The 20,311-nt window shown below is 67.9% G+C and carries 16 protein-coding genes and 1 pseudogene; 7 read left to right on the forward strand and 10 right to left on the reverse strand.

Annotation, left to right across the window (positions count from 1 at the left end; genetic code table 11):
• Positions 1-202 precede the first annotated feature (202 nt).
• The 4 genes from glgX (at position 203) to QTI51_RS21580 (ending at position 7,906) form a co-directional block, all read left to right on the forward strand.
• On the forward strand, positions 203-2,362 hold the full coding sequence (gene glgX, locus QTI51_RS21565) for a glycogen debranching protein GlgX (RefSeq protein WP_116912455.1): 2,160 nt from the start codon (positions 203-205) through the stop codon (positions 2,360-2,362).
• Positions 2,363-2,437: 75 nt separating this feature from the next.
• Positions 2,438-3,745 carry a glucose-1-phosphate adenylyltransferase gene (gene glgC, locus QTI51_RS21570; RefSeq protein ID WP_116912456.1) on the forward strand — a complete coding sequence of 436 codons (1,308 nt, stop codon included), beginning with the start codon at positions 2,438-2,440 and terminating at the stop codon, positions 3,743-3,745.
• An 11-nt stretch (positions 3,746-3,756) separates the two neighbouring features.
• On the forward strand, positions 3,757-5,235 hold the full coding sequence (glgA, locus tag QTI51_RS21575) for a glycogen synthase GlgA (protein WP_116912457.1): 1,479 nt from the start codon (positions 3,757-3,759) through the stop codon (positions 5,233-5,235).
• A gap of 187 nt (positions 5,236-5,422) precedes the next feature.
• Positions 5,423-7,906: a glycogen/starch/alpha-glucan phosphorylase gene (locus tag QTI51_RS21580; protein ID WP_116912458.1), complete on the forward strand. Its 2,484-nt coding sequence runs from the start codon at positions 5,423-5,425 to the stop codon at positions 7,904-7,906.
• 76 nt (positions 7,907-7,982) lie between these two features.
• Here the strand turns inward: QTI51_RS21580 and QTI51_RS21585 are convergent, their stop codons facing one another.
• From QTI51_RS21585 to QTI51_RS21600, 4 genes are all read right to left on the reverse strand, one after another.
• Complete coding sequence (locus tag QTI51_RS21585) at positions 7,983-8,465, reverse strand: ExbD/TolR family protein (protein ID WP_116912459.1); 483 nt, start codon at positions 8,463-8,465, stop codon at positions 7,983-7,985.
• Between the two features lie 43 nt (positions 8,466-8,508).
• Entirely contained in the window at positions 8,509-9,204 is a 696-nt protein-coding gene (locus tag QTI51_RS21590) for a MotA/TolQ/ExbB proton channel family protein (protein ID WP_116912460.1), read from the reverse strand.
• Between the two features lie 37 nt (positions 9,205-9,241).
• Positions 9,242-10,099, reverse strand: a complete 858-nt coding sequence (dapB, locus tag QTI51_RS21595) for a 4-hydroxy-tetrahydrodipicolinate reductase (RefSeq protein ID WP_116912461.1) — start codon at positions 10,097-10,099, stop codon at positions 9,242-9,244.
• Between the two features lie 98 nt (positions 10,100-10,197).
• Complete coding sequence (locus QTI51_RS21600) at positions 10,198-10,767, reverse strand: outer membrane protein assembly factor BamE (RefSeq protein ID WP_116912462.1); 570 nt, start codon at positions 10,765-10,767, stop codon at positions 10,198-10,200.
• Positions 10,768-10,858: 91 nt separating this feature from the next.
• Between QTI51_RS21600 and fur the strand changes: the two genes are divergently transcribed.
• Complete coding sequence (fur, locus tag QTI51_RS21605; RefSeq protein ID WP_116912463.1) at positions 10,859-11,278, forward strand: ferric iron uptake transcriptional regulator; 420 nt, start codon at positions 10,859-10,861, stop codon at positions 11,276-11,278.
• 59 nt (positions 11,279-11,337) lie between these two features.
• On the opposite strand, the gene hprK is transcribed toward fur, so the two are convergent.
• The 4 genes and pseudogenes from hprK to QTI51_RS21625 all read right to left on the reverse strand — a co-directional run bounded on the left by hprK (position 11,338) and on the right by QTI51_RS21625 (position 15,852).
• Positions 11,338-12,291 (reverse strand): HPr(Ser) kinase/phosphatase, encoded by a 954-nt coding sequence (gene hprK / locus QTI51_RS21610; protein WP_116912464.1) that lies wholly within the window; start codon positions 12,289-12,291, stop codon positions 11,338-11,340.
• Positions 12,292-12,386: 95 nt separating this feature from the next.
• Positions 12,387-12,854, reverse strand: a complete 468-nt coding sequence (locus QTI51_RS21615; protein ID WP_093127334.1) for a PTS sugar transporter subunit IIA — start codon at positions 12,852-12,854, stop codon at positions 12,387-12,389.
• A gap of 190 nt (positions 12,855-13,044) precedes the next feature.
• On the reverse strand, positions 13,045-13,374 hold the full coding sequence (gene hpf / locus QTI51_RS21620; protein WP_116912465.1) for a ribosome hibernation-promoting factor, HPF/YfiA family: 330 nt from the start codon (positions 13,372-13,374) through the stop codon (positions 13,045-13,047).
• Positions 13,375-13,716: 342 nt separating this feature from the next.
• Positions 13,717-15,852 (reverse strand): annotated as a pseudogene (locus QTI51_RS21625) (ATP-dependent helicase).
• Between the two features lie 226 nt (positions 15,853-16,078).
• Between QTI51_RS21625 and corA the strand changes: the two are divergent.
• Both corA and QTI51_RS21635 read left to right on the forward strand, forming a co-directional pair.
• Positions 16,079-17,065: a magnesium/cobalt transporter CorA gene (corA, locus tag QTI51_RS21630; protein WP_116912467.1), complete on the forward strand. Its 987-nt coding sequence runs from the start codon at positions 16,079-16,081 to the stop codon at positions 17,063-17,065.
• 71 nt (positions 17,066-17,136) lie between these two features.
• The gene (locus tag QTI51_RS21635) at positions 17,137-17,892 is read left to right on the forward strand and encodes a YoaK family protein (RefSeq protein WP_116912468.1); all 756 of its coding nucleotides are present in this window, start codon (positions 17,137-17,139) and stop codon (positions 17,890-17,892) included.
• Here QTI51_RS21635 and QTI51_RS21640 read toward each other — a convergent pair.
• Both QTI51_RS21640 and QTI51_RS21645 read right to left on the reverse strand, forming a co-directional pair.
• Complete coding sequence (locus QTI51_RS21640; protein ID WP_116912469.1) at positions 17,885-18,661, reverse strand: 5'-methylthioadenosine/adenosylhomocysteine nucleosidase; 777 nt, start codon at positions 18,659-18,661, stop codon at positions 17,885-17,887. The two genes, QTI51_RS21635 and QTI51_RS21640, sit on opposite strands and share 8 nt — an antisense overlap.
• Before the next feature lie 4 nt (positions 18,662-18,665).
• On the reverse strand, positions 18,666-20,303 hold the full coding sequence (locus tag QTI51_RS21645; RefSeq protein ID WP_116912470.1) for an ABC transporter substrate-binding protein: 1,638 nt from the start codon (positions 20,301-20,303) through the stop codon (positions 18,666-18,668).
• Positions 20,304-20,311 lie beyond the last annotated feature (8 nt).

The raw sequence follows: 20,311 nt of genomic DNA on the forward strand, positions 1-20,311 counted from the left end.
TCATCGCCATGATCATCCCGCGCTCTTCGGCACTCAGTTGTTCGTAACTCCTGGTCATGCAAGCTCTTCCTTTCAGGATCGAGTGTGTTGCACTTCAGGTTTGAAACCGCCCTTACTTTCTTTTGGCGAAGCAAAAGAAAGTAAGTCGCCTGCCGGGGCGAGACCCGGCCCCGGTAAAAAACCACCAAAGAAAGCAGACAGCATGCTGACCCCAGGCACCCCTTTCCCCTTGGGCGCAACCCCAACACCACAAGGCGTCAACTTCGCCCTGGCAGCCCCCACAGCAGAGCAGGTAGACCTCTGCATCTTCGACAGCACGGGCACCCACGAGCAGCAGCGCCTGAAGCTCCCTGCTTTCACGGACGGCGTCTGGCACGGCACCCTCCCCAGCGCCAGGCCGGGCCTGGTCTACGGCTACCGCGTCCATGGCCCGTGGAGGCCGGAAGCGGGCCAGCGCTTCAACCCGGCAAAGTTGCTGCTAGACCCGTACGCACGTGAAATAGCAGGCACCTACGACGGCAGCGACCTGTTCCTCGGCCACGTGCCCGGACGCCCCCAAGAACGCGACAACCGAGACAACGCAGCCATCGCCCTGAAAGCCAGGGTCGCTCGGGCCACATCCCTGACAAATGCATCGGCAAATGCATCGACAGACGCACCAGCACATCAGGGCCATGCCCGCATCCCAGCCGGAGACCGCGTCCTCTACGAACTCCACGTCAAGGGCCAAACCCGGCTGCACCCCGAAGTCCCGGAGCAACTCAGAGGCACCTACGCCGGCCTGGCGGAACCGGCCGTGCTCGACCACCTGCAACGCCTGGGCGTCACCACCCTCAGCCTCATGCCCGTGCAGCACCGCGCCGACGAGCAGCGCCTGCAGCGCATGGGCCTGAGCAACTACTGGGGCTACACCACCATCGGCTGGTTCGCGCCCGAGGCCCGCTACTGGAGCGGCCGCCCCGGCACCACGCCCGCCGGCGAATTCCGCGCCATGGCCGACGCCGTGCACGCGCGCGGCATGGAGCTGGTGATCGACGTCGTCTACAACCACAGCGCCGAGACCGACGAGCTCGGCCCCACGCTGTCGCTGCGCGGCATCGACAACGCCCTGTACTACCACCTGCGCCCCGACGACCGCGCCCTCTACCAGAACTGGACCGGCACCGGCAACTGCCTGAACCTGGGCGAGCCCCGCGTGCTGCAGCTGGTGATGGACAGCCTGCGCTTCTGGGCCTGCGAGATGGGCGTGGACGGCTTCCGCTTCGACCTCGCCCCGGTGCTGGCGCGCGACGCGCAACGCGGCTTCGACCCGCGCGCGCCCTTTATCGCCGCCGTCGCGCAAGACCCGGTGCTTTCGCGCGCCCTGCTCATCGCCGAGCCCTGGGACATCGGCCCCGGCGGCTACCGCCTGGGCGAGTTCCCGCCCGGCTGGCTCGAATGGAACGACCGCTACCGCGACACGCAGCGCGGCTTCTGGCTGCGGCAGGCGCACGACGACAAGGCCAGCCTCGGCGACTTCGCCCACCGCGTCACCGCCTCCAGCGCGCAGTTCGCGCACAGCGGCCGCGCGCCGACGGCCAGCGTCAACTTCGTCACCGCGCACGACGGCTTCACGCTGCGCGACCTGGTGAGCTACAACGAGCGCCACAACCTGGCCAACGGCGAGGACAACCGCGACGGCCACGGCCACAACATGAGCGACAACTGCGGCGTCGAGGGCCCCAGCGACGACCCCGCCGTGCTGGCGCGGCGCACCCGGCTGCAACGCGCGCTGCTCGCCACGCTGATGCTGTCGCAGGGCACGCCCATGCTGCTGGCCGGCGACGAGCTCGGGCACAGCCAGCAGGGCAACAACAACGCCTACTGCCAGGACAACGAAACCACCTGGCTCGCGTGGGCCGAAGCGTCGGCACCCGGCAGTGACACCGGCACCGGCAACGACACCAACGCGGCAACGCTGAGCGCCTTCGTCGCGCGGCTGGCCGCCCTGCGCCGCCAGGCCCCGGCCCTGCGCAGCACGCGCTGGTGGCCCGCCGAGCCGCCGCAGGGAACGCCCGCCGGCATCCGCTGGCTGCGCCCCGACGGCGAACCGATGACACCGCAGGACTGGCACGCGGGCACGGCCCTTGCAATCCTGTTTCCGAATGCTGCAACGACCGCGAAGGACGCGACGGACACCCCCGCGAGCGACTGGCTGGTGATGGTGAACGCGGGCCCCGGCACCGTCTCTTTCAAGCTGCCCGCGGGGGCGTGGCGCCTGTGCCTGGCGAGCGATCCGGGCATGGACCCCGGGGATGCCGGCCAGGCGCTCGGCGCAGCGCTCGAAGTGCCTCCCCAGTGCCTCGGGATTGCAAGAACGTAGCAGCCAGGGACACGGCGCGGTGCTAGTCTCGATACAGAAACTCTGACGACGAATTCCAACGAACGGAGACACAGGATGGACAAGTTCATACCCCAACCGCCGCAGCACGAGCTGCAGGCCCATCAACTGGTCCGTCGCACCATCGCCCTGGTGCTGGCCGGCGGACGCGGCTCCCGCCTCAAGCAGCTCACCGACCGACGCGCCAAGCCGGCCGTGTACTTCGGCGGCAAGTTCCGCATCATCGATTTCGCCTTGTCGAACTGCCTGAACTCCGGCATCCGGCGCATGGCGGTGGTCACGCAGTACAAGTCGCACTCGCTCATGCGCCACCTGCAGCGCGGCTGGAGCTTCCTGCGGGCCGAGCTCAATGAAATGGTCGATGTGCTGCCCGCGCAGCAGCGCGTGGGCGACGAGCACTGGTACCGCGGCACGGCCGACGCCGTGTTCCAGAACCTGGACATCATCCAGACCCGCTCCACCAAGCACGACTACGTGGTGGTGCTGGCCGGCGACCACATCTACAAGATGGACTACTCGCTCATGGTGAAGGACCACGCCGAGCGCGGCCTGGGCTGCACCGTCGGCTGCATCGAGGTGCCGCGCATGGAGGCCACGGCCTTCGGCGTGATGGCCGTGGACGGCGACCGCCAGATCACCGAGTTCCTCGAGAAACCCGCCGACCCGCCCGCCATGCCCGGCCACCCCGACGTGGCGCTGGCCAGCATGGGCATCTACGTGTTCGACTCCGAGTACCTCTACCAGCTGCTGGAGGAAGACAGCGTCAACCCCGACTCGAGCCACGACTTCGGCAAGGACATCATTCCGCGCGCCGTGGCGCAGGGTCGCGCGCTGGCGCATCCGTTCGGCATGTCGTGCGTCACGCGGGCCTCGCGCGGGCCGGGCGCCAAGACCTACTGGCGCGACGTGGGCACGATTGATGCATTCTGGGCAGCCAACCTCGACCTGGCCGCCATCACCCCGGAGCTGGACATCTATGACACGGACTGGCCCATCTGGACCTACCAGCGGCAGCTGCCCCCGGCCAAGTTCGTGCTCGACCGCCACGGCCAGCACGGCATGACCGTGAACACCATCGTGTCGGGCGGCTGCATCGTCTCGGGCTCCAAGGTGAGCAGCTCGGTGCTGTTCTCGGGCGTGCGCATCCACTCCTTCTGCGAGATCAACGAGGCCGTGCTGCTGCCCGACGTCGAGGTCGGCCGCGGTTGCCGGCTGAGCAAGGTGGTGATCGACCGCGCCTGCGTCATTCCCGACGACATGGTGATCGGCGAGGACGCCGAGGCCGACGCCGCGCGCTTCGAGCGCACCGAGAACGGCGTGGTGCTGGTCACGCGCGAGATGCTCAAACGGCTCGCCGCCGCCTGACCACGCCGACGATGCGAATCCTCCAGGTCAGCGCCGAGCTCTTTCCCCTCCTCAAGACCGGCGGCCTGGCGGACATCGCCGGCGCGCTGCCGCTCGCGCTCATGGCCGAAGGCGAGGACGCGCGCGTGCTGCTGCCGGGGTTTCCGGCCATCGTGGCGGGCCTGCACGACCTGGTGCCGGTGGCCGAATTCAATGCGCCCTGGGGCGAACGCTTCGCCCTGCGCTTCGGGCACCTTGCCACCGACGGCGCCCCTGCCGTTCCCGCCTACGTGATCGACGCACCCTCGCTGTACGACCGCCCCGGCAACCCCTACGAAGACGCGTCGCGCCAGCCCTACGGCGACAACCACCGCCGCTTCGCCCTGCTCGGCTGGGCCGCGGCGCAGCTGGCGCAAGGGCTCGACCCGCTGTGGCAGCCCGAGGTGGTGCACGCGCACGACTGGCATGCCGCGCTGGCGCCGGCGTACCTGCACTTCGCGCGCGAGGCCGGCGACCTGCGGGGCCGGCGCGTGGGCAGCGTGTTCACCGTGCACAACCTGGCCTACCAGGGCCTGTTCGCCCCCTGGAATTTCACCGACCTGGGCCTGCCCGCCCAGGCGTTCCAGATGAATGGCATCGAATACCACGGCCAGGTGTCGTTCATGAAGGGCGGCCTGAGCTACGCCGACCGGCTCACCACGGTGAGCCCGACCTACGCGCGAGAAATCCAGACGCCCGAGCAGGGCTGCGGCCTCGACGGCCTGCTGCGCCAGCGCAGCGGGGTGCTCAGCGGCATCCTCAACGCGGTCGACGACAAGGTCTGGAACCCGTCGAGCGACGCGGCGCTGGTGCAGGGCTTCCACACGCCCGAGGGCCGCCACATGGCCGGCAAGGCGCGTTGCAAGTCGGTGCTGCAGCACCAGCTGGGGCTGGCCGAGCGGCCCGATGCGCCGCTGTTCATCCTCGTGAGCCGGCTCACCGAGCAAAAGGGCCTGCACCTGGTGCTGAACGGGCTCGATGCCCTGCTTGCACAGGACGGCCAGCTGGCGCTGCTGGGCGCCGGCGAGGCGTGGCTGGAGCAAGCCTTCCGCGAGCGCGCGGCAGCGTCGCCGCAATCGGTCAGCGTGACCATCGGCTACAACGAGGCGCTGGCGCACCAGCTCTTCGGCGCGGGCGACGTGACGCTGGTGCCCTCTTTGTTCGAGCCCTGCGGCCTCACGCAGATGTACGGCCTGAAGTACGGCAGCCTGCCGCTGGTGCGCCGGGTCGGCGGGCTGGCGGACACGGTGGTCGATGCGTCGCTGGAAGACCTGGCCAGCGGAGAGGCCACGGGCTTCGTGTTCGACCGCTTCGACGTGCCGGACTACGAACGCGCCGTGCGCCGCGCCTTCGCCCTGTACCAGCGCGCACCCGACTGGCGGCGCGTGCGCGGCCATGCGATGCGCCGGCCTGCGGACTGGGGGACTGCGGCCGGGCAGTACATCGACGTTTATCGGCAGGCGCTGGCATGACTTGCCGTCTGTTCATTCGATGCAGCCTGCATTCACGGCACGATCACGCCGGCAGCCTGGGCTCACGCCCCAAGCAGTCCGAGCCCGCAAAAACCCGACAAAGCAGGTCCCGCGGTGTTCCTCCAACAAGACCGTGCCGACCCAGCGCACGGCCCCCACAACACCACACACATCGAGAGTGCCCACCATGACGATCAAAGACTTCGCCTACGACCACCCTGACCGCGACGTGGCGGCCTTCAAGCGCGCGGTGGCCAACAAGCTGATCTACGCCGTCGGCAAGGACCCCGTGGCCGCCAGCCAGGACGACTGGCTCAACGCCACCTCGCAGGCCGTGCGCGACCAGCTGGTGGAGCGCTGGATGATGACCACGCGCGCCAACTACGCGCAGGACCTGAAGCGCGTCTACTACCTCTCGATGGAATTCCTCATCGGGCGCACCTTTACCAACGCGCTGCTGGCCGTCGACCTGTTCGACACCGTGCGCGAGGCGCTGGCCGACTTCGGCGTCGACATGGACGCCCTGGCCGAGCGCGAGCCCGACGCCGCCCTGGGCAACGGCGGCCTCGGCCGGCTGGCGGCCTGCTTTCTCGACTCGATGGCCACGCTCGGCGTGCCCGGCATGGGCTACGGCATCCGCTACGAGTACGGCATGTTCCGCCAGCAGATCGTCGGCGGCCAGCAGGTCGAGACGCCCGACTACTGGCTCACGCGCGGCAACCCGTGGGAGTTCCAGCGGCCCGAGGTGAACTACCGCGTGCGCTTCGGCGGGCGCGTGCAGAAACGCGAAGGCACCAACGCCCCCTACGGCGCGGCCGACTGGGTCGACACGCACGACGTGCGCGCCGTGGCCTACGACACCATCATTCCCGGCTACGGCACGCAGGCCACCAACACGCTGCGGCTGTGGTCGGCGCGCGCCACCGAGGAAATCGACCTCTCGGCCTTCAACCGCGGCAACTACATGGGCGCGGTGGAAAGCAAGAACCAGTCGGAAAACGTGTCGCGCGTGCTCTACCCCGACGACTCCACGCCTTCGGGCCGCGAGCTGCGGCTGCACCAGGAGTACTTCTTCTGCAGCGCCAGCGTGCAAGACCTGCTGCGCCGCTACCTGCGCAACCACAAGACCTTCGACCAGCTCTCCGAGAAGGTCAGCATCCACCTGAACGACACGCACCCCGTGCTCGCCGTGCCCGAGCTGATGCGGCTGCTGCTCGACGAGCACGGCCTCGACTGGGACACCGCGTGGGAGCACACGCAAAAGGTGTTCAGCTACACCAACCACACGCTGATGCACGAGGCGCTGGAGACCTGGCCGGTGGAGATGCTGGGGCGCATCCTGCCGCGGCACCTGCAGATCATCTACGACATGAACGCCAAGTTCCTGGCCACGGTCACGCAGAAGGCGGGCAACGACGTCGAGCTGCTGCGCCGGCTGTCGCTGGTCGACGAGGCCGGCGAGCGGCGCGTGCGCATGGCTTACGTGGCGGTGCTGGCGAGCCACTCGATCAACGGCGTGTCGGGCCTGCACTCGGAGCTGATGAAGCAGTCGATCTTTGCCGACTTCGACAAGATCTTTCCCGAGCGCTTCAACAACAAGACCAACGGCGTCACCCCGCGCCGCTGGCTGGCGCAGGCCAACCCGCCGCTGGCGGCGCTGCTCGACCAGCGCATCGGCAAGGGCTGGCGGCGCGACCTGTCGCAGCTGGAGGCGCTCAAGCCCATGGCCGACCAACCGGCCTTCGTGCGCGCCTTTCGCCATGCCAAGCGCGAGAACAAGCTGCGGCTGGCCAACTGGGTCGAGCAGCACCTGAAGATCGACATCGACACGGACGCCATGTTCGACGTGCAGGTCAAGCGCATCCACGAATACAAGCGGCAACTGCTCAACGTGCTGCACGTGGTGGCGCGCTACCACCGCATCCTGGACGCGCAGGCCGCCGGTGAAACGCTCGACATCGTGCCGCGCGTGGTGGTGTTCGCGGGCAAGGCGGCCTCGGCCTACGTGATGGCCAAGCTGGTCATCCGGCTCATCAACGACGTGGCGGCCACCATCAACGCCGACGCGCGCGTGGGCAAGCTGCTGAAGGTGGTGTTCCTGCCGAACTACAGCGTGAGCCTGGCCGAGATCATCATGCCGGCGGCCGACCTGTCGGAGCAGATTTCCACCGCCGGCACCGAGGCCTCGGGCACCGGCAATATGAAGTTCGCGCTGAACGGCGCGCTGACCATCGGCACGCTGGACGGCGCCAACGTGGAAATGCGCGAGAACGTGGGGCCGGAGAACATCTTCATCTTCGGCAACACCACGCCCGAGGTGGCCGACATTCGCGCCCACGGCTACCAGCCGCGCGACATCTACGAGCAGAACGCCGAGCTCAAGCGCGTGCTCGACGCCATCCGCGACGGCGCGTTCTCGGCGGGCGAGCCCGCGCGCTACCAGGGCATCTACGACGCGCTCGTGAACTGGGGCGACCACTACCTGCTGCTGGCCGACTACGCGAGCTACGTGGCCAAGCAGGCCGAGGTCGATGCGCTGTACCGCGACTCCGACGCGTGGACGCGCAAGGCGATCCTGAACGTGGCGGGCATGGGTGCGTTCTCGTCGGACCGCACGATCGCGCAGTACGCGCATGAAATCTGGAAGACCAAGCCGGTGGTACTGGGCTGACCCCGCGGTTGCGGTAGTCGAGCGGCACGACGCTGCTGATCGGGTTGCCGCTCGTCGCCTGAGCGGCGGCGGCCTCTCAGCGCGGCGCTGCGGGCGTGGCCGAGGTTGCTTGCGGCGCGTCCGTCACGAAGCCGATGCGGCTCAGCCCGGCCTTGTTCGCGATGCCCATCAGCGCCACCACCTTGCCGTAGGGCACGGTCTGGTCGGCGCGCAGCTGCACCTCGGTGTCCTTGCTGTCGGCCGCGGCCTTTTCGAGCCGGGTGGCCAGTTCGTCGTCGGTCACCGGCTGGTCGTTGAAGAACACCTTGCCCGACGCATCGACCGCCAGGCTCACGAACTTGGGCGCGTCGTTGGGCTGGCCGGCATCGGTCTGCGGCAGGTCGAGCTTGATGGAGCTGGCCATCAGCGGCGCGGTGATGATGAAGATCACCAGCAGCACCAGCATCACGTCGACCAGCGGGGTCACGTTGATGTCCGACAGCGGCCGCTGCGCGCCGCCGCCCATGGCGCGCCCGCCGGCACCGGTGCTGCTGCCTAGCGATGTGCGTCCGAAGGCCATGGTGCGGCGTGCCGTGTTGAAGCTGTTGAAGCCGTGGAAGCCGTCAGACCGGCATCGGCCGCGCGGGCGGCGGTGCCACGGGGGCCGGCGGCGTGCCGAAGCTGGCCAGCAGGTCGTGCGCGAAGCCTTCGAGCTCGGCCTCGATGCGCCCGATGACGCGGCCGAATACGTTGTAGGCCAGCACGGCCGGAATGGCCACGGCCAGGCCGAAGGCCGTCATGACCAGCGCCTCGCCGACGGGGCCGGCGACCTTGTCGATGGTGAAGCCGCCGGTTTGCCCGGCAATGCCCGCCAGCGCCCCGTAGATGCCCCACACCGTGCCCAGCAGCCCGACGAAGGGCGCGGTGGCGCCCACGGTGGCCAGCAGGATCTGGCCCGCCTGCAGCCGCCGCAGCGCACCGTGCAGCGCGTCGCGCAGCACACGGGTCAGGCGCTGGTTGCGATCGACCGTGGCGCCCAGCGTGCCGTCGGGGGCACGCGTGGCCACGCCCTGGATGGCGGACACGGCGGGCCAGACCAGCCCGGCCTTGTCGAACGCCTTGAGCTTGTGTTCGGCGTCGGCCAGCGTGGACGATTGCCAGAACGCAGCGATGCTGCGCAGCACGTCGCGCGTGCCGCCGCGCAGCAGCCAAGCCTTCCACAAGATGATGACCCAGCTTGCGATGGACATCGCCAGCAGCAGCGCCGCCACCGAACGGCTGACGCCGTCGCCGTGGGTCAGCAGTTCGAGCACGCTCATCGGCGGTCCTTTGGTTCAGCGAAAACGCGGCAGGTCTTCAGCGAAGACCCAGCACGTCGTACATGTCGAACAGGCCCGCGCGCTGCCCGGCCAGGAAGCGCACGGCGCGCAGGCTGCCCTGGGCGTAGGTGACGCGGCTGGACGACTTGTGGGTGATTTCGATGCGTTCGCCCGTGCCCGCGAACAGCACGGTGTGGTCGCCCACGATGTCGCCGCCGCGGATGGCCGAGAAGCCGATGGTCGACGGGTCGCGCTCGCCGGTGATGCCGTCGCGGGCGTACACGGCGCATTCCTTCAGGTCGCGGCCCAGCGCGTCGGCAATGACCTCGCCCATCTTCAGGGCGGTGCCCGAGGGCGCGTCGACCTTGTGGCGGTGGTGCGCCTCGATGATCTCGATGTCGTAGCCGCTGGACATGGCCTTGGCGGCCATCTCGAGCAGCTTGAAGGTCACGTTGACGCCCACGCTCATGTTGGGCGCCATCATGATGGCGATGTCTTTCGCGATTTCTGCGATCTCGGCCTTCTGCGCGTCGCTGAAGCCGGTGGTGCCGATAACGGCCTGCACGCCGAGCTCGCGGCACACGGCCAGGTGCGCCAGCGTGCCTTCGGGGCGGGTGAAGTCGATGAGCACCTGCGCGTCCTTCAGGCCGGCACGCAGGTCGGACACGATGGACACGCCGCTGTCAAAGCCAAGGAAGGCGCCGGCGTCGGTGCCCAGCGCGGGGCTGCCCGCGATGTCGAGCGCGCCGGCCAGGCGCAGGTCGGGCGCGTTGCGCACGGCCTCGACCAGCATGTGGCCCATGCGGCCCGAGGCGCCGGCGATGGCGACACGGCGCGCATCGGACGCGGCGGAAGTGGAAGCGGGATGGGCGGAGGCGGAAGTGGGTTCGGTCACGCGGATTCAGTCATGCAAAAACACGGGGAACACGGAACGGGCACTGCCTGGCTCGGCGGGCGCCGCCCGCTACGGCTGTCTGTCTGGCTGCGGCGCGTTCAGCGCGCGGCTTCGAGCGGGGGGTAGGCGGCGGGCAGCGGCGGGAGCGAAGCCTGCGCGTCGGCCTTGTCGGCGGTGCCCGCTTTCTTGTCGTCCTTGGAAGGGGCGAATTTCTTCAGGTCGTCTTCCGAGGCCTCGAGCGTGGGCACCTTGCCGGATTTCTTGCGGGTGTCGAGCGTGGCGACGAAGTCTTCTTCGCTCGGCATCTCGTCGCCTTCGAAGCGGTCCATGATTTCGCCGTTGAAGAACACCGTGAGGTGGCGTTCCTGCGGGTCGACGCCCTGGCGGCGGATGGTGAACACGTAGTCCCAGCGATTGGCGTGGAACACGTCGGTCAGCAGCGAAGTGCCGAGAATTTCACGCACCTGCTGGCGCGACATGCCGGGCTTGAGCGCCGCGACCTGTTCCTTCGACACGAAATTGCCCTGGACCACTTCGACCTTGTACGGGGTGACCGCGGACAACGCACTCCGCGTCCGATCGCTGAAGCTGCTGCAGGCACCGAGGCAAAGCGTGGCGGCCACGGCGGCGACCATCAGCCAGGGACGGCGTTGGAAAATGGCAGGCATGGGAGGAAAAGGGGGTAGCGATATGATCGGCCATTGTAGCGGCAGCCCCTTTTTCAGGGCCTTTGCCGCAGCCCAGGGCGCAGGAACCAACATGGCCAACATCGACGAACTCAAGAACACCGGCCTCAAGGCCACATTGCCGCGCCTGAAGATCCTCGAGATCTTCCAGACCGGCAGCCAGCGGCACATGACGGCGGAAGACGTCTTTCGCGTGCTGCTGAACGAACACTCCGACATCGGCCTGGCCACGGTCTACCGTGTGCTCACGCAATTCGAGCAGGCCGGCATCCTGGAGCGCAGCCACTTCGAGAGCGGCAAGGCCGTCTACGAACTGAACGAAGGCACGCACCACGACCACCTGATCTGCACCTCGTGCGGCAAGGTCGAGGAGTTCTACGACGCCGAGATCGAGCGCCGCCAGCAAATGATCTCCAAGGACAAGGGCTGGATCCTGCAGGACCACGCCATGTCGCTGTACGGCCTGTGCGGCGACTGCGCCAGCAAGCACTGACACCGACCGCGGAGCGCCACGTGTGAGCGCACTAGGCTCACTGGGCGCAGAAACTGCGCTCAGTCTTGCCCGTTTTCCATCGCCTTGTGGTGCCGCGCCACGAAGTCGGCATAGGTGTCGATGCCGCGCAGCTGCAAAATCGAATTGCGCACCGCCGCCTCCACCAGCACGGCAATGTTGCGCCCCGCCACCACCTGGATGATGACCTTGCGCACCGGAATGCCCAGCACGTCCTGCGTGAGCGGCGCCGAGGGCATGCGCTCGTAGTCGCGCTCGAAGCTGTCGCGCCGCACGAGGTGCACGATGAGCTTCAGCCGCATCTTCCGGCGCACCGCCGTCTCCCCGAAGATCGCGCGAATGTCCAGCAGGCCGATGCCGCGCACCTCCAGCAGGTTCAGCAGCAGGTCGGGGCAGCGCCCCTCGATGGTGTTCTGGTTGATGCGGTACAGGTCGACCGCGTCGTCGGCCACCAGGCCGTTGCCGCGTGAAATCAGTTCGAGGCCCAGTTCGCTTTTCCCGAGGCCCGACTCGCCCGTGATCATCACGCCCATGCCCAGGATGTCCATGAACACGCCGTGCATCGAGGTGCGCTCGGCGAAGTGCTTGGACAGGTAGGCGCGCAGCAGGTCGATCACGAAGGCCGACGACTCGCGCGTGGCAAACAGCGGCAGCTGCGCGCGCTCGCAGATCGACAACAGTTCGTCCGGCGCGGCCTGGCCGTCGGCCAGCACCAGCATCGGCGGCTCCAGCGTCACGATGCGGGCGATGCGCCGGGCGCAGTCTTCCTGGCTGCCGCGCGTGAGGTAGGCGACCTCGCGGGCGCCCAGGATCTGCACGCGGTAGGGGTGGATGTAGTTGAGGTAGCCGACCAGGTCGGCCGCCGATTGCGCGCGGCTGATGACCTCGGGGTCGAACTGGCGTTCGGATGCGCCCAGCCCCGCGAGCCATTCCCAGCGGAGCGAGCCGCGGAACTCCTCGAACATGGCATCGGCGCTGATGACGGTCGGCTTCATGCGTTCAGGCGCCGGCGCACGGGCGCCGGCATTGCGTTGGAGTGACGGAGGGAGCCGCGCAGCTTATCAGCAGCCGCGCGTGCCGACGCATGCGCTCAGGCGACTTGCGTGGACTGCCAGCCGGCGATCAGCCCGTGAAGGGCGGCCGCGTCGGTGCTGGACTTGATCTGTTCGCGCAGGCTGGCGTCGCTCAGCAGCTCGGCGATTTCAGACAGGATCTCGAGGTGCTTCTGCGTGGCCGCTTCGGGCACCAGCAGGAAGATCAGCAGCGCGACGGGTTGCTCGTCGGGTGCGTCGAAACCGATGGGGTTGGCCAGCTGGAATACCGCGGCCATCGGTGCCTTCAGGCCCTTGATGCGGCCGTGCGGAATGGCAACGCCATGGCCCAATCCGGTGGAGCCAAGGCGCTCTCGCGCGAACAGGCTGTCGGTGATAAGGGCACGGCCCAGGCCGTGAAGGCTTTCGAACAGCAAACCTGCTTCTTCGAAAGCACGTTTTTTGCTGGTGGCGTCAACGCTCACGAGCACTTGAGCGGGCGGCAGGATGGACGCGAGGCGATTCATGGTGGGTGCAGAGCGGGGGCGATTATGCACCCGCTTGGTAAAAACCCCCAGTCCCCCTATTTACTTTCTGTCTACATGTTGCCCGCACGCCTCTTGGCGCCTGGGAAGCTTGCCAAAGTCCCAGTGCCGAGGTCGGAAAACAAAAAGGCCGCCCACAGGCGGCCTTCGGCTTGCGCGCGGGGCGCTTTGCCTACATGAGGCGTTTTGGCGCGGCGTGATGGTGGTCCTGCAGCCGGTCCTTGTGGCGCACCACCTGGCGGTCCAGCTTGTCGACCAGTTCGTCGACCGCGGCGTAGAGATCAGCGTGGCTCGATTCCGCGAACATGTCACTGCCCTTGACGTGGATGTTGCACTCCGCCCTTTGGCGGCGTTCCTTTTCCTTTTGCTTTTCCACCGTGAGGATCACCTTCACATCGACCACCTGGTCGAAGTGCCGCGTGATCCGGTCCAGCTTGCTCGTGACGTAGGTGCGCAAGGCAGGTGTGACGTCGAGGTGATGACCGCTGATCGTCAAATTCATGAATGACCTCCTGGAATTGACGGTTGGGGAAATGACCGCGCTCCGGAATGAAGCGTGGCCGGGGGAACTGGGAAGTAGAGGGAGAGAGGGAAAGGGGGGGAAGAGAAGGAGAAATGAGACAGAAATTGGGGCGGTCGATTCACTATGCCCAAGCTGTCACGGTATTGCAATACCAGGGTTGCCCGCGGTGCCGCGAACGGGCGCGCGGCGTTTCGCACGCTCATGAATCCATAGCAGTCCATGCGCGCGGGGCAGGCCTTGCAGCCGTTCGCGCAGATGTGTGTCAGCTCGAAAAACCCGGTGACCCTCCCGGCGACAGGGCTTGCCCGCTCCCGCGCCGGTTCACCGCCAGGCGGCGCGCATCCGGTTGCGCAGGTCGATCACCGCGCTCGGCGGCGGCACCGCCGGCGGACGTTCGGGCGGGGGCGGCCAGGTCTGTTGATCGAAGCCCGCCAGGTCGGCATCGGCGATGAAGCGCGTGCGGTTGGCGTACAGGTGCCGGTCGCCGCGCGCGGCCTGCTGCGTGACGTAGAAGCGCTGCGGCACCAGCAGGTGCAGGTGGTCGCGCGCCCGGGTCATGGCCACGTAGAGCAGCCGGCGCTCTTCTTCCAGCTCCTGCGCGCCCTGCGCCACGTCGGCCGGCATGCAGCCGTCGACCACGTTGAGCACGTGCACCGAATTCCATTCCTGCCCCTTGGCCGAGTGGATGGTCGAGAGGATCAGGTAGTCCTCGTCGAGCAGCGGCGGGCCGGGGCGGTCGCTGGTGGCGTCGGGTGGGTCGAGCGTGAGCTCGGTGAGAAAGCGCTCGCGCGAGCCGTAGCCGGCGGCGAGCCGCGCGAGCTGCTCCACGTCGGCGCGACGCACGCCGGAGGTGTCTTCGTACAGCCGCTCCAGGTGCGGCTGGTACCAGCGCATGGCCACCTCCACGTCGGCCGGCCACTGCAACGCAGGCGTGCGCAGCGCGGCGTAGGTTTCGGCGAATTCGGTCCACTGCGCGCGCGCGGCGGCGGGCGGCACGAAGTCGCGCACCGCCGCCGCCGGGTCGGCGGCCTTGTCCATCGCGTCGAGCAGCCGCGCGCCCGTGGCGGGCCCGATGCCCGGAATGAGCTGCGTCACCCGAAAGCCCGCCATGCGCCCGCGCGGGTTCTGCGCAAAGCGCAGCACTGCCAGCAGGTCTTTCACGTGCGAGGCCTCCAGGAACTTGAGCCCGCCGAACTTCACGAAGGGAATGTTGCGCCGCGCCAGCTCCAGCTCGAGCCCCGCGCTGTGCGACGAGGTGCGAAACAGCACCGCCTGCGACTTCAGCGCCAGCCCGCCCTCGCGGTGCGCCAGCACCTTGTCGGCCACCCAGCGCGCCTGCCCCGCCTCGTCGGCCACCAGCACCAGCAGCGGCTTGCCCGCCGACGGCTTGTCGGTCCACAGCGTCTTGGCATGCCGCTCGGCGGCCTGCGCGATCACGCGGTTCGACACGTCGAGGATGGGCTGCGTCGAGCGGTAGTTGCGCTCCAGCGTGACCACGCGCGCCGCCTGCGTGAACTGCGACGGAAAGTCGAGGATGTTGCGCACCGTGGCGCCACGGAACGAGTAGATCGACTGCGCGTCGTCGCCCACCACCGTCACGCCGCGCCCGTCGGGCTTGAGCCCCAGCAGGATGGAGGCCTGCAGCAGGTTGGTGTCCTGGTATTCGTCGATGAGCACATGGTCGAAGCGCCCGCCCATCTGCGCGGCCAGCGCGGGCTCGGCGGCCACCTCGGCCCAGTAGAGCAGCAGGTCGTCGTAGTCGAGCACGTTCTGCTGCTGCTTGGCCTCCACGTAGGCGCCGAACAGCTTCTTGAGCTCGGCCTCCCATTCGGCGCACCAGGGGAACGAGTCCTTGAGCACCTGCCCCAGCGCCGCGCGCGTGTTCACGCAGCGCGAGTAGATCGACAGGCAGGTGCCCTTGCGCGGAAAGCGGTTCACGGTGGACGACAGGCCCAGCTCGTGGCGCACCAGCCCCATCAGGTCTTCGGCGTCGCCGCGGTCGTGGATGGTGAAGTTCTCGTCCAGCCCGATCTGCGGGGCGTACTCGCGCAACAGCCGCGCGCCGATGCCATGGAAGGTGCCGGCCTACGGCAGCACGGGCGGCGCCTCGGACTTCAGGCCCAGCACCTTGGCCAGCACCTGGCCGGCGCGGCGTTCCATTTCCTGCGCCGCGCGGCGCGAGAAGGTCAGCAGCAGCAGGCGCTGCGGATCGACACCGCCAGCAATGAGGTGCGCCACGCGGTGCGCCAATGTGCTGGTCTTGCCCGAGCCGGCGCCGGCGATGACGAGCAGGGGACGCTCGTCGCCCTTGTCGCGCTCGGCATGGCCGATGGCGGCTCCCACGCCATGCTCCACCGCTGCGCGCTGCGCCTCGTTGAGCGTGGACAGCGCGGCGGCCAGGCGCTCGGCCTGGGTCTTCGGCGCGGAAGGGAAAACGGGGAGCGCAGTGGTCTGCATGGCGCACGACTTTACTGTATGTCCGTCCAGTCCGGCCACCCCGGCGTCATATGGCCGGTGACATAATCGCGCCTCGCTGCAACCGGAGATTCTTCCCATGGAAACCGCCCCGTCTCGGCAGCTTTCAACTCCCTTTCACTGACGCGATTTTTCGCTCACGTCGGGCCCGGGAATTGAAAGCGCCCCCCTCCCCGCCCACGTTTCAGTCACACCCGGGAGTGAGCCCATGCTCAATATCTTTACGCTCGCCAACGGCCGCCTCGTTCAGGAAGAGATCGAGGCGCTCGAAGAGCTCTCCAAGTTCCAGCCCATCTGGGTCGACCTCGAGTCGCCCACGCTCGAGGAAAAGCGCTGGATCAAGCAGTACTACGGCCTGTCGATCCCCGAAGACGCGATGGACGAGGACATCGAGGAGTCCGCCCGCTTCTACGAGGAAGACAACGGCGAACTGCACATCCGCTCCGACTTCCTGATCGACGACGACGAAGACCCCCGCACCGTGCGCGTGGCCTTCATCCTCAACCAGCACAACACCGACCTGCGCAGCCGCGGCGTGCTGTTCTCGATCCACGATGAAGACGTGCCCGTGTTCCGCCTGCTGCGCATGCGCGCGCGCCGCGCCCCGGGGCTGATCGAGGACGCGAAGGAAGTGATGCTCAAGCTGTTCGACGCCGACGCCGAGTACTCGGCCGACACGCTGGAGAACATCTACGACGAGCTCGAAGTGGCCGGCAAGAAAGTGCTCTCGGGCAACGTCAGCGACGAGCTGGCCGGCGAGGTGCTGGGCGCCATCGCGCGGCAGGAAGACTTGAACGGCCGCATCCGCCGCAACGTGATGGACACGCGCCGCGCCGTGAGCTTCATGATGCGCAGCAAGATGCTCAACGCCGAGCAGTTCGAGGAAGCGCGCCAGATCCTGCGCGACATCGAGTCGCTGGACAACCACACGGCCTTCCTGTTCGACAAGATCAACTTCCTGATGGATGCGACCGTCGGTTTCATCAACATCAACCAGAACAAGACCATCAAGATCTTCTCGGTGGCCAGCGTGGCGCTGCTGCCGCCCACGCTGATCGCGAGCATCTACGGCATGAACTTCAAGTTCATGCCCGAGCTCGACTGGTCGCTGGGCTACCCCTACGCGCTGGTGCTGATGGCGGCCAGCGCGCTGGGGCCGATGTGGTACTTCCGCCGGCGCGGCTGGCTGAAGTAACGCGCACCGCCCGCGCAGCGCAAGCGCGGGGACACCGGGTGTAGAGTGGCTGCCGACCCGGAGAGCCCCCCGTGCGCAGACTTCGCTTCCTCACCAACCGCCACCGCGCGCCGTCCACCAACATCGCGCTCGGCCTGCTGCTGGCCTTCAATGCCGGCGCCGTGAACGCGGGCGGCTTCCTCGTGCTGCACATGTACACCTCGCACATGACCGGCTTCGCCTCGCAGCTGGCCGACGGCATGGTGCTGGGCAACCTCACGCTGCTGCTGAACGCGCTGGGCGCCATCCTCGCGTTCGTGAGCGGCGCCGCGGTGTGCGCGGTGCTGGTCAACTGGGGCCGGCAGCACCGCATGCACGGCGTGTATGCGCTGCCGCTGGTGCTGGAGGCGGCGCTGATGTTCCCCTTCGGCCTCATGGGCGCCATCACGCTCACCTGGGCCACGCCGTTCGCGGTGCCGCTCACGGTGCTGCTGCTGTCCTTCATCATGGGCCTGCAGAACGCGGTGGCGTCGAAGACCTCGGGCGGCAGCATCCGCACCACGCACATGACCGGCAACATCACCGACATGGGCATCGAGATCGGCAAGATGCTCTACTGGAACGGCCGCGCCAGGCAAGACACGACGGCGGTGCGCCACGACCGCGCCCGCATGCGCCGCGCCGGCGGGCTGGTCGGCATGTTCGTGCTCGGCGGCGCAATGGGCGCGCTGGGCTTCAAGTACGTCGGCTTCGTGTGCGTGGTGCCGCTGGCCGCCTTGCTGCTCGCGCTGTCGATTCCGCCGCTGCTGCGCGACATTCCGCGCCGCAGGGCCGCCCCGCTCAGCTGAGCGCCGGCAGCGTGGCCAGCCAGGCGCCGACCAGCGCCAGGCTGTAGCGGCTGGCCACCACGGCCACGAAGCGCGCGAAGTCGCCATGCGCCGCGTCGTCGGCCCGGTCGGAAATGGTGCGCATCGCCGCGAAGGGCACGCCGTAGTCGTGGCACACCTGCGCCACGGCCGCCCCCTCCATCTCGACGGCGAGCGCGTCGGGCAACTCGCGCTGCAGCGCCGCGCTCTCCGCCGTGGTCGAGACGAAGCGGTCGCCGCTCACCAGCAGCCCGCGATGCACCCGGGGCGACGACAGGCCGAACTCGTCGACGCCCTCCTGCCCGATCAACGCCACCGGGTCGCGCAGCACGTTCGTGACGACCTGCGCCAGCGCATCGCTGATCGCGGCATCGGCCGCGAAGCGCGACAGCCCCATCAGCGGCACCTCGTGCTTCGGAAAGATCGGCGATGCGTCCATGTCGTGCTGCAGCAGCTCGGTCGCGACCACCACGTCGCCCACGTTCACGCCGGGCGCCAGTCCGCCCGCCACGCCGGTGAACACGATGGCCCGCACGCCGAAGCGTTCGAGCAGCACCGTGGCCGTGACCGCCGCCGCGACCTTGCCGATGCGCGACAGCACCGCGACCACCGGCTGGCCGTGCAGATGGCCGACCCAGAAGTCACGCCCCGCGACGCGCACGCGCTGCTCGTCGGGCATGAGCGCAAGCAGCGCGCCCAGCTCCTGCTGCATGGCCGCGACGATGGCAACAGGAGCGGCTGGACCGGCCATGCGCTTACTTCATGTCCACGCCGTAGAACGTATGGCGCCCGAAGGGGCTCAGCTTGAAGTCGACCACCTCCTTGCGCACCGGCTTCAGCTGCACCGCGTGCGCGATGGTGAACCACGGCGCCTGTTCCTTGAAGATCACCTGCGCCTTCTTGTAGAGCGCGTCGCGGTCGGCCTGCTTGGTCGTGCTCTTGGCCTTCACCACCAGGTCTTCGTACGGCTGGTAGCAGAACTTCGACACGTTGCTGCCGCTGGCCGACTTGGCCGATGCGCAGCCCAGCAGCGTGTAGAGGAAGTTGTCCGGGTCGCCGTTGTCGCCGGTCCAGCCCATCATGCCCATCTGGTGCTCGCCGGCCTGCAGGCGCTTGCGGTACTCGCCCCATTCGAAGCTCTTGATCTCGGCCTTCACGTTGACCTTGGCCAGATCGGCCTGCATCAGCTCGGCGATGCGCTTGGCGTTCGGGTTGTACGGGCGCTGCACGGGCATGGCCCACAGGTCGGTGGAGAAGCCGTCGGGGAAGCCGGCTTGCGCCAGCAGCTTCTTGGCGGCTTCGGGGTCGTAGGGGTCGTCCTTCACGGCGTCGTTGTAGGACCACATGCTCGGCGGAATCGGGTTCTTCGCGGCCACGCCGGTCGACAGGTACACGCCGTCGATGATGGCTTTCTTGTTGATCGCCATGCTCACCGCCTTGCGCACGCGCACGTCGTCGAATGGCTTCTTGGTGGTGTTGAAAGACAGGTAGCCCACGTTCAGGCCGGGCTGCTCCAGCACCTGCACGTTCGGGTCCTTGCGGATCGCGTCGAGGTCGGCCGGGTTGGGGTACGGCATGACATGGCACTCGCCCTTTTGCAGCTTGGCCCAGCGCACCGAGGCATCGGGCGTGATCGCGAACACCAGGTCGTCGATCTTCGCCTTGCCGCCCCAGTACTGCGGGAAGGCCTTGAAGCGGATGATCGCGTCCTTCTGGTACTGCACCAGGTAGAAGGGGCCCGTGCCGATCGGGTCCTGGTCGACCTTCTCGGGCGTGCCGGCCTTCAGCATGGCGATGGCGTATTCCTTCGACTGGATGCCCGCGTACTGCATGGCCAGGTTCGCGAGGAACGGCGCCTCGGGCTGGTTGAGCACGATCTTCACCGTGTAGTCGTCCACGCGGTCCACCGTCTTCAGCAGCTTGGGCATGCCCATGTCGTTGAAGTAGGAGTGGTTCTGGCTCGTCACCTTGAAGAAGGGGTCGCTCTCCTTCCACTGGCGCTCGAGCATGAAGATGAAGTCGTCGGCGTTGAAGTCGCGCGTGGGCTTGAAGCTCTTGCTGGTGGTGTGCCACTTCACGCCCTTGCGCAGGTGGAAGGTGTACTGCGTGCCGTCGGCGGAAATGTCCCATTTCTCGGCCAGGCCCGGCACGACCTTGGTGCCCCCGCGCTCGAACTCGACGATGGTGTTGTAGACCTGCGTGGTCACGTCGAACGAGGTGCCGGTGGTGTTCATGCCCGGGTAGAAGTTCTCGGGGCTGCCTTCGGAGCAATACACCAGCGTCTTGGCGGACACGGCGCCGCAGGCCAGGCTCAGGGCCACGGCGGCGAGCGCGGTCGGTGCCAGCAGCGCAAGCTTTCGTGGGCGGCGCGAAACGGTGGACTGGGGCTTCATGTCGACTC

Origin of the sequence: Variovorax sp. J22G73 (assembly GCF_030317035.1) — a bacterium.
Classification (GTDB): Bacteria; Pseudomonadota; Gammaproteobacteria; order Burkholderiales; family Burkholderiaceae_C; genus Variovorax.